Here is a 15,830-nt window from a genome sequence, read left to right on the forward strand (position 1 = left end):
CCGTTCTTTTCCAATAAAAAAACTTCCGCACGGGAAGTTTTTTCTGATTAGATAATGTTTTGGATTCTCAAAACTACTTCAGCAATGAGGGCAGAACCTAGAAACGTTCCTACCATGACAAACATAGCGACCACTACGCTTCGCCAGCCTAGCTTAACAAAATCTGTCCAGGAGCGTCCGATTGCTATACCAGCATAAGCTAATATAGGAGTCGCAAGGGCAAGGATATTAATATTTTCCGTCCACTTTACGACATATTCAGAACCTGGCATGATTGGCATCGAAAGAAGAATTCCAATAATACCAATGTAAGCAACACTTGGAATATTCACAGGAAGAACGTGCTGAAGAATAAGCCCAGCTAAACAAATGACAATTAAAACGAGCATACCAGGTAATGCTGAAACCGGAAACACACTATACCCAATCCAGTTTCCCACAGCTGCAATCAAGCCGAAAATCACTAATAATAACGTCCACTCTTGTACATTTTTTAATAGCATCTTATGCTCCTTTCCTCATGCTCGCCTGAGGTGACTTTTCTTTTGTTAGCAGCTGATACATTTTTTCTGTTAAAGGAAGACCGATGAAAATGCTCATGTATAAGCCTGTTGAGAGCGACAGCAAATTGCTCGCACCTGCAAATGCAATAATGTCGTCTGAAAATGCAGGAAAAGCAGCAACGAGCGAACCACTTGCAGCGGCCATCATACTTCCACTTCCAATCCCAGAAGCCATTGCGAACGATAATGGATGGAGCGGTGTAATTGTCGCAAGGAACCCAGATATCACTCCCATAAATACAGCTCCAAAGACTGTACCAAATATATAAATGGCCATAACCCCTCGTCCTTCAGGTGAATTAAAGCCATATTTATCAACAATCAGCCCAACGTTTGGCTCCCTTGCTACAGAATGCGCCATGCCAATGCTTTCTCTCTTCAGTCCAAGAAAAACAGCAATTGGCAGAGCAATGAATATCGTACCTAAATTTCCGAATTCCTGCAGAAGCAAAGCGGGACCTGCTTCGATTAATTTCGGTAAGGACGGTCCAATAATCACGCCGATTTTTGCGATAAGTAACGTTACCCCAAGCACAATTAACGGTTCAGCATGAAGCGCCTGCGTTTTTTTAACAACTGGTGTAAAAAACAGACCGAGTCCAATAAGCATGGCGTACAGCATTGGCAATAATAGAATAACGCCTGACCCTACTGTAAATTGAAAAACGCCAATCCATTCTGTTAACGCAACAATTCCAAACACAAGTAAATGCAATCTCCAATCTTTCCAAATCCCCTTAAGTTGATCTGACACCCATATCCCCCATTTCCTTTTCTGCATGAAAGCTCTAAAGTTATTGTTATCTTAATATTTAGATTCTTAAAAGTAAATGGATTATTCTTACACACGGGGTGAGATTTAGCCTGAATTTTTTTAGGAAGCGGATACAAATACATGCACTATCGTCTTTATCCTTTTTAAGATAAAATTTAGCAGAAAAAAAGCCAGGCATCGCCCGACTTTTTATTACTCAGCTGTCTTCCCTTTTGCCAATCTTTCTTTTCGATTAATAATCGAAGCACCAACAAGATCTCCCGTTACATTAAGACCAGTGGCACCCATTCCAACTAAGGCATCCACGGCTGTTAATAAAGCAACGGTTTCCATCGGTAACCCAACCTGAGCAAACACGGTGGCGATCATGACGATTCCTGCACCAGGGACACCTGCTGTACCAATTGAGGCAAGTGTTCCAACGATGACGACCATCAACATGTCTGTAAAGCTTAGCGGTGAGCCAACGACATTTGCAGCGAACACCGCAGATATCGCAATTCGGATTGCCGCTCCATCCATATTAATCGTGGCACCTAGTGGCAAACTAAAACTATATAAACTTTTCGAAACTCCTAGCCCTTTCGCCGCGTTCATCGTAAGTGGCAATGTGCCAGAGCTACTTTGCGTAACAAAAGCGGTGATCATCGGCTTACTTGCATTACTAAAAAATTCTTTCGGACTTACTTTGAAGAATAGCAAGAACAGTACATATATTCCGATCTGTACAATTAAAGCAATATAAAGGACAGCGATCATGTTTCCGAGCGAGAGAATCGTATCCAACCCCTGATTTCCAATTGTTTTCGCAATGATTGCAAAAATTCCGATTGGAACGTACTGCAGAATCACATTCATAATTTTAAAAGTCGCTTCATTCAAGCCTTCAACTACTTTATATAGGTGCTCACCGAGCTGACCGTGTTCTTCTGAGTTTCGCAGCGCAGAAATCGCGATACCAAAAGCAAAAGCAGTAAAAATAATTCCAAGTAGGTTCATCTCGTTAAACGCTGTAACGATGTTTGATGGTACGATATTTAAAAGAACACTTACAATCCCAGGATTATCCGGAACGTCAAATGATTGGTTAGGATCGATTGATAATCCTGCACCTGGATTAAATAATGTCGCTACTGTTAGTCCAACGATGATAGCTAAAGCAGATGTTAAAACATAGTATAGAAACACCTTACCTCCCATACGGCCGAGATTATTCAATTTCGTTTGATTGACACCAACAATCAATGTAAATAGAATTAATGGGATAATAAGAAACGATAGCAATTTAATTAATAAATCTCCAAGCGGAGCGAGAATGGCCGCATCCTTGCCAAAAACAAGACCAACTATAATACCGAGAACTAGCGCAACGGTGATTTTTACTATTAACGAAGCATTCAAATAGCCTCTCATTACATTCTTCATAATTTCCCTCCTAATAAAGGAATGTTAATTATTCATATATAATTACTAGGGAATAAGATACAGCACTATAAGCTATAAGTCAAAATCTTAGCTTTAACCTCCAAATATCTGAGCATAACCCACTCTACAAAACTTTCATTCTTTAAATCTCTTTTTTCATGTATAGAGAAGGATAAACTCGGATAGACTGCTTATTAAAATCTATTAAATAGCTGGAGGATGAACATGAGTAAATTAGAAGTATTCCCCGTCACCCCTTTCGAAACGTATCTTGAGATGACCCAATACGGAACAGAGGTCCATTTTGAATACGATAAGTATGAGCTCTTATCCGGAACAGTTGAAGATGGAAAGGTGTATTTTCTAATTGATTACAACACAGGGCTAACGTATGAAGTAGAAGAAAACATTGCGCATACTTTATTACAATTAAATGAATTAGGAAAAGGCGATCATCTTGTCCAAGAGATCAGACCGCGTTTACGACCATCTACATCCCTTTCCCGCATATAAAAAAGTCCTGCTAGACGGCAGGACTTTTTTATATGCTTCATTCGTTTATCTGGCGGGGTTACCTACATATCCATCACGTTCACTAGTTCAGATTGAATCACATATCGTTCAGGGGCGTGCCCAATGAATTCAAAAGGATAGCACGTCGTTAACGTTAATGTCGCCTCTTCTTTGTCGACAATAACCGTCCTGTCGTCCTCATCAACAACCTTTATTCCGACAACGATGTACTCATATCGTTTTCCATCGAATTCAAAAAAGATTGGATCATCTTTCTGAACATTATTCAAACCAGTGAAAACGGTGTCCCGATGTCCACTTAATACGGTATGGCGGCCCTGATCAGGTGTCGTTGTATACTGACTTACGTACATCCCAACACCTTGACTTAACGTTTCTTCATCTGTTCCCCAATAAGTAGTAAATCCTTTTTCAATTGCAGGGATAATTAGTCGACCAACTTCCTCGCCCTTCTCATTAGCATTTATTTCATTAGTCATTATCACGTCTTGCTCTTTTGATTGGCTACTAGTCGTTTCTATTTCCTGAACTGTGCTTGCTTCTTCGGTATTCCACTGCTCCGTCTCTTCAGCAGCTACTTGCTCAACTGCTTGCGTGGACTGCCACCACTCATAGCCATAGAAGGCTGCTATAAATAGACCTGCACACATCAAAACAACATAAACTTTGTTCATTTCTCCACCTCAATTGCTCGTCCTATAGAAAGGGAAAAAACCGCATCATGCTTTGCGGTTCTTCACAACAGATTATTGAGTACGTGTTTTCCTTCTGAAAACCAATAGGCCGCCTGCTATTACAACTAGAGACGCTCCACCTAAGGCAAGCATAGGATTGGCAGTAGCCGTTTCAGGCATTTGTCCGCCCTCCAATGGCTTCGCCGAATCAATCACATTAGCTGGAACGGTAATTTCATCAACACCGTTATAGTTGTCTACCGACATTTCCATCGATTGAGTCATATTCATGCTTTCTCCCTCGATTTCCATATCCATATCAATGTCCATTGTTAATTGCTTCATGTAATAAGTCTCTTTATCGATCGTCACTTCATAGTTAAAATCATTAATCGTCATCTGCTCCATAAGTCCTTTCATTGACCCGGAGTCTTCACCTGACATACTCTCTTCAAACATCTTCATAGATGCTTCCATTAACGTCTTGCCATCGCCCTCATATGTTAAAACGAATCCTTCGCCAGTTTCTTCAACGCTCATCTCTTCACCAAGTTCTTCGGCTTGCGACATCTGACCTTCCACCATCGTCATGCTTTGAAGCTCTTCTAAACCTTGCGTCAGTTCTTCAGGCATCTTAATCCAGCCCTTTTCAGGATCTTCCTGATAGAAACCTTCCTCTGTCCAATAAGACTCTAGTGAGACTTCACCTTCCTCAGGCGATTGTGTTGTCACAACCTGATGCATTGCGAAAGGCTTCAGCGTTATGTCCGCTTCAGATTCGCTAGAAATGGACATCGTTTCACCTTTAAGAGGAATCGACTGTTCCATATTTGTTTTTGTAGAATAGCTCTCGATTTCAGTCATTGCTTCATTCGACTGCTTTAGAATGTCCGTCGCACTCATTTCCTTTGCAGAGGTGTGAAACGGGGCACCTACAAAAACAACTGCCGCTAACGATAGTGGGGCTAACTTCTTTAACATCCAAACACTCCAATTCATTTTTTTGGCAAGAGAAGGCTAGGGATCTGACGTTGCATTATGTATGGAACTACCTGATGGTCTTTTGAATCACCAGTTTCTTTCACCTATACCTTAATTTCCCAGTTCAAATGAATCGAAACATTTTTTTATGAAAAAAACCAAGGAGCCTCCGAATAAAAGACTTCTTGGTTTTGAGAGACAAACTATAACGAATCAGAAAAGATTCCAATAACATCAAGATAGATCCTATACGAGATACAAATAGTACTTGTAACACCATTGTATATAAAAGGACTTGATGAGGATTTATGGTTACCTCGTTTGAAATTTATAGCGTGTTTTTGATTCATATGGTGTGTTTTCACTTAGCACAACAGACGGAAATTCTGGTTGATTAATAGCGTTGGGATGTTTTTGCGTCTCAAGACATACCCCTAAATATTTTTTTGAAGGAACCTCTCTTATCTTGAAACCTTCCCTTATGCTGTTGCCTGTATATAGCACAACACAAGGCTCGCTCGTTTCAACGGTCAGCTTCCGTCCTGCAGAACTTAATACAATTTCTTGATGATCTTCAAGAATAAAAGGATGGTCATACCCTTCACCTACTAATAAATTCTGCTCATGAGGATTATTCACACCCTCACTCAATTTTTTCCCGTCTCGAAAATCAAAAGACGTTCCCTGCACATTTAATAGCTTTCCAGTCGGTATCATGTCACGGTTTAACTCTAGGTAGTAATTGCTTTTCAACTTTAAAGAATGATTCAACACATCTTCCTTCAAATCCCCACTTAAATTAAAATAAGTATGGTTTGTTAAATTCATGATCGTATCTTTGTCAGAAGTAGCACTGTAATGAATCGTTAATTCATCTTGATTGTTTAATGTATAACGTACAACAACTTCTACATTGCCCGGATAACCTTCTTCTCCATCAGCACTATGATATTTAAATTCAATAGTCCCCTCATCATGATCATTTTCAATCACTTTGGATTTCCAAATTGCGCTATTAAACCCTCTACTGCCTCCATGAAGATGGTTGTTAGCATCGTTTTTATGTAATTGAAATTCTTTTCCACCCAATTCAAAGGAACCGCCTTCAATTCTTCCAGCTACTCTCCCAATAACGGCCCCAAAATAATTGGAACAAGTTAGATACTCTTCCAAAGTGTCATAACCAAGTACTATATTTTCAAGTTGTCCATTCTTATTTGGGCTGAGAATGCGAGTAATAATGCAACCATAATCAATACAAGAAATTTCAAAACCACTTTTCGTTTGCAACTTAAATAATGTTACATCCTGACCATTTAACGTTCCAAAGTTTTCTTGGGATATGTTCATAAGTATTCCATCTCCTTATAAAGCGAAGTTATAAGACTATTATCTAAAAAGGTTCTAGAAAATTGGGGGTGGAAAAACCAAAGAATGAATCGATTCTTTTAATTCTTTGGTTAGTATATCACCTACCTATTTGTTAATCTACTGACTCCATACATATACGGTTCTTTCTAGAATTTGATTCGAATTTCTCTCTTCAAACACATTCCAATTTCACATCTGTTCACTTTTGCAAATTGACAAAATACAAAAACAACACATTGCAAACCCTTTCATATTAACCCTATCGCCTATATACTTAGCAATATCAAATCATGATTTGTTTCATCCGTATCATTTTGCAATTGTAAGGGAGTTGGAGATCTCCATGTCACTTGATGAAAGAAGCACATTTTTACTAACAAAGCTCGTGAATGCAACAGAGTTAGTTACGGTAGATCATGTCATTGACCAATTAGGAATATCAAAACGAACGGTCCATTATGACCTACAAAAAATTAACGATTGGCTAGATGAGAACAAGCTACCCATTATCCAAACTAAACAAGGAATGGGATACTATCTCTCTGAAGAGACCAAACAGACCGTTCCTAAATTGATGAAGGAACTAAAAGAATGGCAGTACCACTATTCTCAACCGGAACGCATCACCTTAATTGGCGTTGAACTCTTAACAAACGATAAACCAGTCTTTATGCAGAACTTTATGGAACGTACTCAAGTAAGTCGCGGCACAGTCGCTAAGGACTTAAAGCTTGTGAAAAAAGTTCTGGCCGAGGAAACATTAACTTTACAATTTGAAAGAACAACCGGCTATGTTGTGGAAGGTAAAGAGGAAAACAAGCGGAGAATATTGAGTCGTTTTCTGTCCGAGGTTCTCACCAACGGACAATTAACCGAAATGACGAATTTTCTTTATCCGCTCTTAAAGAACGGTGATGAACACACCTATTCGCACCTCATACCGATGAAGCAAATCATTATGAATGCTGAGCCGATTCTAAAAGTAGAGCTAACGGACGATACGATCCATGTTCTAGCCATTCAGCTTGTCGTTCTTCTTCAACGTTTGAAAGGCGAGCATCGCATCCAGCTCGATCCAGATGAAAAACACGCTGTTTGTTCAACGAGAGAATTTGAAGCAGCAAAGAGCATTGCAAAAGAATTAAAAGTTCAATTCAAACTCTCACTATCAATGGATGAGATAGGTTTTATCACGATGCACCTTCTTGGCTCAAGGGTCAATTATTCTGAAGTAGGCACTGTTGGTAGCCTTGAAAGTAACAAGCTTAGAAAAGTTGTTAGAGAGATCGTTAATGAATTTCAAGTTTACGCTTGTGTCTTATTCGAACAGCGCAATGAACTAGAGGAAGCTCTTTTTCTTCACCTTAAACCAACGTACTATCGATTGAAATATCATGTTCCAATTACAAACGAACTAACAGAGTCGGTACAACAGGAATATCCAGATGTCTTTTCCATTACGAAACGTGCCGTTTGGCCGATCGAATTGATGATGTCTCAAAAGCTACCAGATGATGAGCTCGCTTATCTAGCGATGCACTTTGGAGCATGGATGCAGAAGGAAGAGCTTCCGGAAGTGACGTTCGGAAAAGCGATTATCGTTTGTGAAAAAGGAATTGGTACATCAAATATTTTAAGAGGACAGCTTGAAAAGCTTCTCACAAATGTGGAAGTCATCGGGACAGTATCAAGAAGACAATTCATACAAAACCACTACGACGTGGATTATGTCTTCTCAACATCATCATTGGAACATGACACGTTACCTGTCTTAACGGTGAATCCCATTTTGACACAGCAGGGAAAAGAGAAAATCCTTCATTGGATGGAGGAAGTACAAACAACTTCTCATGAAGAAACTGACTTGAACCCAGATGTGATCGTTGAAATCATGAAAAAACATGGCACGATTACGAATGAGAAAGAACTAAGAAATGAATTACATCAGTTATTTGCTCCATCACCAACCAGCTTATCAATAGAAAGGTTTGAACGACCTATGTTAAATGACTTACTACATGAAGAAACCATTCAATTTGCTACGCAGACAGCAGATTGGAAAGAAGCGATCAAAACAGCAGCTCTGCCGCTCCTTGCGACAGAGCAAATCACCTCTTCTTATATCGATGCCATGATCAAAAATGTAGAAGATTTGGGGCCTTATGTAGTCATCGCTCCAGGAATCGCTATTCCTCATGCCCGTCCAGAAGAAGGTGTGAATACGGTTGGTATGAGCTTGCTTCGATTAGATCAAGAGGTTCCCTTTTCATCTAAAGAAAAGCATCAGGTAAAGTTGTTAATCGTACTCGCTGCAGTAGATAACGAAACGCACCTAAAAGCTCTTGCTCAACTTTCGGAGCTGCTGTCAGAAGAAGAAAACCTAGAAATGATTTATGGTGCAGAGGAAAAAGAAGAAATTATTAAACTCGTATCAAAATACTCAAACTAAGGGAGAGAATAAAAATGAAAAAAATTCTTGTTGTATGTGGTAATGGACTAGGAAGCAGCTTTATCGTAGAAATGAACGTGAAAAGTATTCTAAACGAGCTTGGAATTGAAGCTGAGGTTGATCATACAGATCTCACAACTAGTAAATCTGAAAACGCCGATTACTTCTTAGGCTCAACAGAGATTGTTGAAAATCTAGAAGACGGCAAGCGAAATGTCATTAAGCTAAATAATTTGATGGATAAAAAGGAACTAAGAACGGCGATTGAAGCAAATTTGAAAGGGGCATAACATCATGGTCGATCTTATAATGAAAGATATTCTAGGAACACCGGCGATTCTTGTAGGGTTATTTGCCCTTATTGGTCTCCTTCTTCAAAAGAAAGACGTCGCAAATGTTATATCAGGAACATTAAAAACGATCATGGGATTTGTCATTCTGGGGGCAGGCGCTGGCGTGCTTGTCGCCTCCCTTGATAACTTTAGTAGTATGTTTGATCACGCTTTTGAAATTCAAGGAATCATTCCGAATAATGAAGCGATTGTTGCATTAGCACAGGATGCGTTCGGCGCAGAAACAGCGATGATTATGCTTTTCGGAATGGTAGCAAACATTCTTCTAGCACGCATTACCCCTTTTAAGTATATCTTCTTAACTGGTCATCACACCATGTTCATGGCATGTCTGATTGCTGTTATTCTTTCAACTGGTGGCTTTAGCGGCGTAACAATGATCGTCACTGGTTCAATTATTCTTGGTTCTCTGATGGTCCTCTTACCTGCCTTACTGCAACCTTACACAAGAAAAATTACAGGTAGCGATGATTTCGCAATCGGCCACTTTGGCTCATTCGGTTATCTAATCGCAGCTGCTGTCGGAAAAGCAGTTGGTAAAAACTCTAAATCTACTGAGGAAATTAAAGTACCTAAGTCTTTTAATTTCTTGCGAGACACATCTGTATCCGTTTCTCTTACGATGGCGATTCTCTTCTTCGTAGTCGCTCTTTTCACAGGGCCTGCGTTCATCGAATCCGAGCTAAGCGGTGGAACAAACTTCTTAGTCTTCTCATTTATGCAAGCGTTAACGTTTGCAGCTGGAGTGTACATCATTTTAGCGGGTGTAAGAATGCTCCTATCTGAGATCGTGCCGGCCTTTAAAGGAATTGCAGATAAAGTCGTACCTAATGCGATTCCAGCACTTGATGCCCCATCTGTGTTCCCATTCGCAAACAATGCGGTCATCATCGGTTTCTTCTTTAGCTTTGTCGCAGGACTTCTCAGCATGTTCCTTCTACCGATCTTAGGTCTAAAAGTGATTGTCCCAGGTCTTGTGCCTCACTTCTTTACCGGTGCCGCAGCTGGCGTATTCGGTAATGCGACTGGCGGGCGTAAAGGAGCAGTATTTGGCTCGATGGCAAATGGTGTAATCATCAGTTTCTTACCAGCACTACTTCTGCCAGTGCTTGGTTCACTTGGTTTTCAAGGAACGACGTTCGGAGATTCAGATTTCGGTGTAGTTGGACTCCTTCTCGGAGGCTTGATTGAACTGCTATCTTCTAACGTTCTATTCCTTGTGATCGTTGCTGCGATACTAATTGCTGTATTTGTAGGGACTAGCTTAATTAAACGTTCTTCAACGAAGAATAATTTAGAAGAAAAACATGAAGCTATGTAGATGATTGAAAGAGACCATCCCTAGTTAAAGGGATGGTCTCTTTTATACTACGCCAAATACTTTTCCGCAGTTACCATATAAACTAGCTGATCCTAGCCATTGGAAATACTTTCTCTCTAACGTTGAAAAATCAGCCACTCCAATTTGCGTGCCAAAGATTAAACTCTTTCTAATGGACATCTCTAACTCTTGGATTAATAAAAACTTAGCACCTTTATAGTCGATTCCATTTAAAAGAACAGTTTACAGACTATCACATCTTTTCCCGATCAAGCTTACGATTAATTTCATGAAGCAAATAAAGCCCTCGAAGCAAGCAACCTACGATAATACCAAATCCAATAATGAGTCCGATCTCATTCAATGGCAACAATATAAGTCCAACTACGCTGCTCGCTACGATAAGAAAAAAGAGAAACATCTCGCACCTCCTAAATTCATACAAAACTAATTTATCATTTCTTACGTCTAACATGGAGTTGTGAGCAAAATTAAAAGGTTTTGTTGTTTCTTTACAGACCTTAATAAGTGATTTCTGCGACTTTTATCTACAACCCAACCAAAAAAAGAGCAGCTGCCATTATGGCAACTGCTCTCTTTCATAATTTATCAAATTCACTTAAGAAGGGAATCCTAGTACGGCTTTCGTTTCAAGGTACTCTTCAATTCCGAAGTCTCCCCACTCGCGTCCGATACCGGATTGCTTGTAACCACCAAATGGTGCTGCAAAGTCCATATCTGCATTGTTCACTTTAATTCGTCCAGCACGGATGCTTGTTGCAACTTTGCGAAGCGTTTCTTTATCTTCACCAAAGACATAACCTGCCAGGCCATATACAACGTCATTTGCAATTTCGATCGCTTCATCAATTGTTTCATATGTGATGATCGACATAACTGGTCCAAAGATCTCTTCTTGCGCAATGACCATGTCATTCTTCACGTCTGTAAAGATAGTTGGTTGTGCGTAATAGCCCTTTTCAAGACCTTCTGGCTTACCAGTTCCACCTGCGATGAGTGTCGCGCCTTCGTCAATTCCTTTTTGAATATAAGACTGCACGGTATTCCACTGCTTTTCAGAAACAAGTGGTCCTACATAGTTGTTTCCATTCGGATCGCCAACTGGGAATTCAGGAAGAACATTTTTTACCGCTTCTTCAAATTCTTCTTTTCTAGAAGCAGGAACAATCATTCTAGTACCAGCGGAACATACTTGACCAGAGTTTGTTGCAATGTGGCTTACAGCAGCTTTAGCAGCTTTTGTAATGTCCGCATCTTCAAGCATGACAAATGGAGATTTACCTCCAAGTTCAAGTGCCACTGTCTTGATTGTTTCTGCCGCGTTTTTCATTACTTTTTCACCAACGCCTGCTGATCCTGTAAACGAAACAAAATCGATATCAGGGTGTGAGCTAATGCCGTCACCGATCGTTTCGCCTGTACCGTTCACAAGGTTAAATACGCCTTTAGGTACGCCAACTTTATCAAAGATCTCTGTTAAAATAATTGCAGCAAATGGTGTGATTTCAGCTGGTTTTAAGACAACTGGACTACCTGCTGCAAATGCACTCGCAATCTTAGTAGACGATTGGTTTGTCGGGAAGTTCCAAGGTGTAATAAGGCCACTTACACCAACTGCTTCTTTAAAGATTGTATGATCGCCACGATCTTCTGAGAAAGAATACTCTTTCAGTGCTTTCGCTGCTTCAGAGAAATGTTGATAGCCCATATTGTAATGAACTTTCTCTGAAATGGATCGAGGAGAACCTAGTTCTTGTGTAATCACGTCAATAATTTCTTCTTTACGGTTCGCGTATTCTGCCGCGATATCTTCAAGCATTTTCACACGTTCTTCTCGACTTGTTTGAGAAAAAGAAGGGAATGCCGCACGAGCTGCTTTAACTGCTTTATCCAAATCTTCTTTCGTTCCCAAACTAATCTTGCCGATGACTTCTTCTGTTGCTGGATTGATTACGTCATGTGTTTCTGAACCTGTAGATTCAACCCATTCGCCGTTAATGTAATGTTTTAATTGGTTACGCATGATGTAAAACTCCTTTTTATGTTTAATCGATTTATATCATTTAGCTTATCTCTGCTTCCACAGTAACTGTAACCGTTAAGGACTATAGTTAAACATACGGATGCTTTTATGAATTTTAGTAAGCGATTGCTTATTTTTGAATTCTGGGTATGCTAGCTTTAGACTATTAGATAGAGACGTGAAGAAAGGATGATCAATTATGGGACAATCCATTAAGGGTAAAATCGCTTATATTACTGGGGCAAGTAGCGGTATCGGACGTGCGACGGCTCTTCAGCTTGCAAGTGAAGGGGTTCATGTTGGCTTGATTGCCAGAACAGAAAGCAAGCTAAAAGAAGTCGCTGCGGAAGCAGAATCTTACGGTATTAAAGCCGTTGTTGCTCCTGCTAACATTGCAGAGATTGATGAAGTTAATAAAGCCGTTGATCACTTAAAAAACGACCTCGGCTCGGCAGATATTCTGATCAATAATGCTGGTATGGGGCGATATGGCTCATTCTTAGAAATGGAGCCCGATGACTGGAAGGAAACTCTCGAAGTGAATGTTTACGGGACGTATCATGTAACGCGGGCTGTTCTTCCACAAATGATCGATAATGATAGCGGTGATATTATCACAATCTCGTCAAGTAGCGGCCTAAAAGGAACAGCTGGCTCAACATCTTATAGTGCTTCTAAGTTTGCCATCCAGGGCATGACCGAAGCCCTCATGCAAGAAGTTCGCCGAAATAATATTCGCGTCTTCACACTAAATCCAAGCCTTGTTGCTACTGAACTCGTCTTCGGCGACAAGCTCGACGAACAGGATAAGGAAAAGTATATGCAACCTGAAGATCTCGCTGAATATATGGTTGGCCAGTTGAAATTGCACCCTCGCATTTTCATCAAGCAGTCATTGCAGTGGGCGACGAATCCGTTTTAAGCTAAATTTATTAAGTAAAAGTCGGTCATTAAGCCACTCTGACCGACTTTTATTTCATTATGAAAAAAAGTTCAACCTCTCCACTTTCCATAAAGTCGTTCGATCTCTTCCGGACTTGTACGACAGCATCCTCCAATTAACCGCGCTCCTGCTTGAAACCATTCTTTTGATCCATCTACGATCTCATCACACGTTTCATTCCCCTGCCACGTTTTTGAATTCGATTCATAGACTTCTCCAGAGTTTGGATAGACAATAATTGGCTTATCCGTTTGACCAGCTATCTCCTTTACCACTCTTGTCACAAACGATGGAGAAGCACAGTTGATACCAATCGCAGCTATTTGTTCGTTCTCCTCAAAATATCTGGAACATTCTTTTAAAGCAGTACCATCGCTAATTTTTTCTTCATTTTGAATGGTGAATGACAGCCAGGCATGAGTATCAGGAAACTCTTGTATCAATGATCCTAAAACTTTCGCTTCTTGAAAAGATGGAATTGTTTCAAAAGCTACTATATCAGCTCCTGCACTGATCAATGCTTCTATTCTTGGTCGATGAAATGCGATAAGCATCTCATCGCTAACGTGATAATCGCCTCGATACTCAGATCCATCAGCCAGGTATGCGCCATATGGGCCTACGGAAGCGGCAATAAAAGGTTTGGGACGATTCAAATGAGCCTCTCGTTCCCAGAAATCGTCGCGTGCTTTACGGGCAAGAAGGACGGTTTTCTTAATTAGTTCTACTGCTTCCTCTTCATTCAGACCTCGAGATTTCAGCCCCTCGATCGTAGCCTGATAACTTGATGTTATCCCACAGTCAGCCCCTGCTCGAAAATAATCTAAATGAACCTGATAGATGAGCTCTGGATTTTCAAGCAAGACGCGAGCAGACCATAGCGGATCATTTAAGTCGCACCCATATTTTTCAAGCTCTGTCGCAAGAGCCCCGTCCAATATCACAATATTAAAATCTTCTAAAATAGCATTAATAGGATTGTGTTTTTGTAGCATCAATTATCCCCCTTTTCTTTACTCGTTTTGTTAAATAATAACTTCCATAGCACAGCGCAATGAACGGTATTCCACAATAAAGCGCTACTCGCTGGGTAGGATCAAAAGCAATGCCTAACAGTGAAGCAAGACATAGTAAGAAAGCTAGAGCTGGAACAACAGGATAAAAAGGTGTGCGATAACCGAGCTCTTTCAATGAATTTCCTTCTTTTAAGTACCTCTTTCTAAAAAGAAACTGTGAGGCGCTAATACTCATCCATACGACAACAACGGCAAGTCCAGAAATAGAGACTAGAACAACATAAACAGTATCTGGTGCAATAATGCTTGAAAATAACGCAAGTGCTCCACCCACCATACTAAAAATCACAGCGTTAAGAGGGACACCATTTTTGTTGAGCTTAGCAAAAACAGGCGATATCGTTTGCTTGTTCGAAAGTGACCAGAGCATTCTTGATGAAGCATATAACCCTGAGTTTGCAGCCGATAGAATGGCCGTTAGGATAACAAAATTCATAATATCAGCTGCAAATGGAACACCAATTCGTTCGAGCACAGCTACAAATGGACTTTCTAACACTCCTGCTTCCGAAGCGGGTAGAAGAGCTGATAAGATAAAAATTGAACCGACAAAGAATAGAATTAACCGAATTAATGTTGTGCGAATAGCCCTTGGGATGGTTTGTTCAGGATCTGATGTTTCTCCCGCTGCAATACCAATAAGTTCTGTACCAGAAAAAGCAAAATTCACTGCCAGCATCGTCATTAAAATGGCGAATGCCCCATTTGGAAAAATTCCTTCATCTGTAAAGTTCGAGAATAATGAAGCGTTTGTTCCAGAGTCCATTGGAATAAACCCTACGATGGACGCTGCACCTATGATAATAAACAGCACGATCGCCAACACTTTTACTAAAGCAAACCAAAATTCCGTTTCTGCAAAAAATTTAACTGTTAAGACGTTAACAACAAAGATCACCCCTGCAAACAACGCGCTCCATACCCATACGCTGATGAACGGAAACCATCGCTGCATTAACATTCCAGCCGCTGTAAACTCAGACCCTAGCGCTACTGTCCAGGTTAGCCAATACAACCACGCAACCGTATAACCGGTTCCTCCTCCAATATATTTAGCGGCATAGCTATGAAAAGCACCTGTTTCAGGCATATGTACCGAAAGCTCTCCCAAACATAGCATTACAAGGTAAACCACCAATGCTCCAACCAAGTAAGAGAGTATCGTTCCAATAGGACCAGCTTGCTGGATCGTATAACCAGAGCTTAGAAACAACCCTGTACCTATGACCCCTCCTAGTGAGAGCATCACCACATGTCTTGACTTCATTTCCCTTTGAAAACCATGCTTGCTTTCCATCTTATTTCTCCTTACTTTTCCATC

At 40.4% G+C, this 15,830-nt stretch carries 16 protein-coding genes; 5 read left to right on the top strand and 11 right to left on the bottom strand.

Features of this window, described 5'->3' with window-relative positions:
* Window positions 1-47 precede the first annotated feature (47 nt).
* The 3 genes from AC0VYV_RS21780 to AC0VYV_RS21790 form a co-directional block, all read right to left on the bottom strand.
* Window positions 48-503 carry a hypothetical protein gene (locus AC0VYV_RS21780; protein ID WP_475374302.1) on the bottom strand — a complete coding sequence of 152 codons (456 nt, stop codon included), beginning with the start codon at window positions 501-503 and terminating at the stop codon, window positions 48-50.
* Between the two features lies 1 nt (window position 504).
* The gene (locus tag AC0VYV_RS21785; protein WP_475374303.1) at window positions 505-1,317 is read right to left on the bottom strand and encodes a DUF3100 domain-containing protein; all 813 of its coding nucleotides are present in this window, start codon (window positions 1,315-1,317) and stop codon (window positions 505-507) included.
* A 213-nt stretch (window positions 1,318-1,530) separates the two neighbouring features.
* Complete coding sequence (locus tag AC0VYV_RS21790) at window positions 1,531-2,763, bottom strand: dicarboxylate/amino acid:cation symporter (protein WP_475366225.1); 1,233 nt, start codon at window positions 2,761-2,763, stop codon at window positions 1,531-1,533.
* Between the two features lie 225 nt (window positions 2,764-2,988).
* Here AC0VYV_RS21790 and AC0VYV_RS21795 point away from each other — a divergent pair, with 225 nt between their 5' ends.
* Entirely contained in the window at window positions 2,989-3,276 is a 288-nt protein-coding gene (locus AC0VYV_RS21795; RefSeq protein WP_475374304.1) for a hypothetical protein, read from the top strand.
* A 62-nt stretch (window positions 3,277-3,338) separates the two neighbouring features.
* On the opposite strand, the gene AC0VYV_RS21800 is transcribed toward AC0VYV_RS21795, so the two are convergent.
* The 3 genes from AC0VYV_RS21800 to AC0VYV_RS21810 form a co-directional block, all read right to left on the bottom strand.
* Window positions 3,339-3,971 carry a class D sortase gene (locus tag AC0VYV_RS21800; RefSeq protein ID WP_226615865.1) on the bottom strand — a complete coding sequence of 211 codons (633 nt, stop codon included), beginning with the start codon at window positions 3,969-3,971 and terminating at the stop codon, window positions 3,339-3,341.
* Window positions 3,972-4,043: 72 nt separating this feature from the next.
* The gene (locus AC0VYV_RS21805; protein WP_475374305.1) at window positions 4,044-4,952 is read right to left on the bottom strand and encodes a DUF6612 family protein; all 909 of its coding nucleotides are present in this window, start codon (window positions 4,950-4,952) and stop codon (window positions 4,044-4,046) included.
* A 312-nt stretch (window positions 4,953-5,264) separates the two neighbouring features.
* The gene (locus AC0VYV_RS21810) at window positions 5,265-6,302 is read right to left on the bottom strand and encodes an aldose epimerase family protein (RefSeq protein ID WP_475374306.1); all 1,038 of its coding nucleotides are present in this window, start codon (window positions 6,300-6,302) and stop codon (window positions 5,265-5,267) included.
* A 364-nt stretch (window positions 6,303-6,666) separates the two neighbouring features.
* Here AC0VYV_RS21810 and AC0VYV_RS21815 point away from each other — a divergent pair, with 364 nt between their 5' ends.
* From AC0VYV_RS21815 to AC0VYV_RS21825, 3 genes are read left to right on the top strand one after another with little or no spacing between them, the layout of a single operon-like run.
* Window positions 6,667-8,772 carry a BglG family transcription antiterminator gene (locus tag AC0VYV_RS21815; protein WP_475374307.1) on the top strand — a complete coding sequence of 702 codons (2,106 nt, stop codon included), beginning with the start codon at window positions 6,667-6,669 and terminating at the stop codon, window positions 8,770-8,772.
* A gap of 14 nt (window positions 8,773-8,786) precedes the next feature.
* Window positions 8,787-9,062 (top strand): PTS sugar transporter subunit IIB, encoded by a 276-nt coding sequence (locus AC0VYV_RS21820; RefSeq protein WP_160918338.1) that lies wholly within the window; start codon window positions 8,787-8,789, stop codon window positions 9,060-9,062.
* Between the two features lie 4 nt (window positions 9,063-9,066).
* Window positions 9,067-10,446 (top strand): PTS ascorbate transporter subunit IIC, encoded by a 1,380-nt coding sequence (locus tag AC0VYV_RS21825; RefSeq protein WP_475374308.1) that lies wholly within the window; start codon window positions 9,067-9,069, stop codon window positions 10,444-10,446.
* Window positions 10,447-10,488: 42 nt separating this feature from the next.
* Here AC0VYV_RS21825 and AC0VYV_RS21830 read toward each other — a convergent pair whose 3' ends face one another.
* From AC0VYV_RS21830 to AC0VYV_RS21840, 3 genes are all read right to left on the bottom strand, one after another.
* Window positions 10,489-10,626: a hypothetical protein gene (locus AC0VYV_RS21830; RefSeq protein ID WP_475374309.1), complete on the bottom strand. Its 138-nt coding sequence runs from the start codon at window positions 10,624-10,626 to the stop codon at window positions 10,489-10,491.
* Between the two features lie 73 nt (window positions 10,627-10,699).
* Entirely contained in the window at window positions 10,700-10,867 is a 168-nt protein-coding gene (locus AC0VYV_RS21835) for a hypothetical protein (protein ID WP_194218232.1), read from the bottom strand.
* Window positions 10,868-11,065: 198 nt separating this feature from the next.
* Window positions 11,066-12,490, bottom strand: coding sequence for an aldehyde dehydrogenase family protein (locus AC0VYV_RS21840; protein WP_283153259.1), 1,425 nt, complete (start codon window positions 12,488-12,490; stop codon window positions 11,066-11,068).
* A 199-nt stretch (window positions 12,491-12,689) separates the two neighbouring features.
* Between AC0VYV_RS21840 and AC0VYV_RS21845 the strand changes: the two genes are divergently transcribed.
* Window positions 12,690-13,412, top strand: a complete 723-nt coding sequence (locus AC0VYV_RS21845; RefSeq protein WP_475374310.1) for a 3-ketoacyl-ACP reductase — start codon at window positions 12,690-12,692, stop codon at window positions 13,410-13,412.
* 71 nt (window positions 13,413-13,483) lie between these two features.
* Here the strand turns inward: AC0VYV_RS21845 and mmuM are convergent, their stop codons facing one another.
* Window positions 13,484-14,428, bottom strand: a complete 945-nt coding sequence (mmuM, locus tag AC0VYV_RS21850; protein ID WP_475366233.1) for a homocysteine S-methyltransferase — start codon at window positions 14,426-14,428, stop codon at window positions 13,484-13,486.
* The gene (gene mmuP, locus AC0VYV_RS21855; protein ID WP_475374311.1) at window positions 14,403-15,806 is read right to left on the bottom strand and encodes an S-methylmethionine permease; all 1,404 of its coding nucleotides are present in this window, start codon (window positions 15,804-15,806) and stop codon (window positions 14,403-14,405) included. The genes mmuM and mmuP overlap by 26 nt, the downstream gene beginning before the upstream one ends.
* Window positions 15,807-15,830: the final 24 nt, after the last annotated feature.

It is taken from the genome of Anaerobacillus sp. QJM3NY_17 (assembly GCF_056173665.1).

Excerpts from the sequence above, each read along its gene's own strand:
- AC0VYV_RS21805 (WP_475374305.1), bottom strand. The coding sequence starts at position 4,952 with ATGTTAAAGAAGTTAGCCCCACTATCGTTAGCGGCAGTTGTTTTTGTA.
- AC0VYV_RS21815 (WP_475374307.1), top strand. The coding sequence starts at position 6,667 with ATGTCACTTGATGAAAGAAGCACATTTTTACTAACAAAGCTCGTGAAT.
- AC0VYV_RS21790 (WP_475366225.1), bottom strand. The coding sequence starts at position 2,763 with ATGAAGAATGTAATGAGAGGCTATTTGAATGCTTCGTTAATAGTAAAA.
- AC0VYV_RS21835 (WP_194218232.1), bottom strand. The coding sequence starts at position 10,867 with ATGTTTCTCTTTTTTCTTATCGTAGCGAGCAGCGTAGTTGGACTTATA.
- AC0VYV_RS21795 (WP_475374304.1), top strand. The coding sequence starts at position 2,989 with ATGAGTAAATTAGAAGTATTCCCCGTCACCCCTTTCGAAACGTATCTT.
- AC0VYV_RS21810 (WP_475374306.1), bottom strand. The coding sequence starts at position 6,302 with ATGAACATATCCCAAGAAAACTTTGGAACGTTAAATGGTCAGGATGTA.
- AC0VYV_RS21800 (WP_226615865.1), bottom strand. The coding sequence starts at position 3,971 with ATGAACAAAGTTTATGTTGTTTTGATGTGTGCAGGTCTATTTATAGCA.
- AC0VYV_RS21780 (WP_475374302.1), bottom strand. The coding sequence starts at position 503 with ATGCTATTAAAAAATGTACAAGAGTGGACGTTATTATTAGTGATTTTC.
- AC0VYV_RS21830 (WP_475374309.1), bottom strand. The coding sequence starts at position 10,626 with ATGTCCATTAGAAAGAGTTTAATCTTTGGCACGCAAATTGGAGTGGCT.
- mmuP (WP_475374311.1), bottom strand. The coding sequence starts at position 15,806 with ATGGAAAGCAAGCATGGTTTTCAAAGGGAAATGAAGTCAAGACATGTG.
- AC0VYV_RS21845 (WP_475374310.1), top strand. The coding sequence starts at position 12,690 with ATGGGACAATCCATTAAGGGTAAAATCGCTTATATTACTGGGGCAAGT.
- AC0VYV_RS21820 (WP_160918338.1), top strand. The coding sequence starts at position 8,787 with ATGAAAAAAATTCTTGTTGTATGTGGTAATGGACTAGGAAGCAGCTTT.
- mmuM (WP_475366233.1), bottom strand. The coding sequence starts at position 14,428 with ATGCTACAAAAACACAATCCTATTAATGCTATTTTAGAAGATTTTAAT.
- AC0VYV_RS21840 (WP_283153259.1), bottom strand. The coding sequence starts at position 12,490 with ATGCGTAACCAATTAAAACATTACATTAACGGCGAATGGGTTGAATCT.
- AC0VYV_RS21825 (WP_475374308.1), top strand. The coding sequence starts at position 9,067 with ATGGTCGATCTTATAATGAAAGATATTCTAGGAACACCGGCGATTCTT.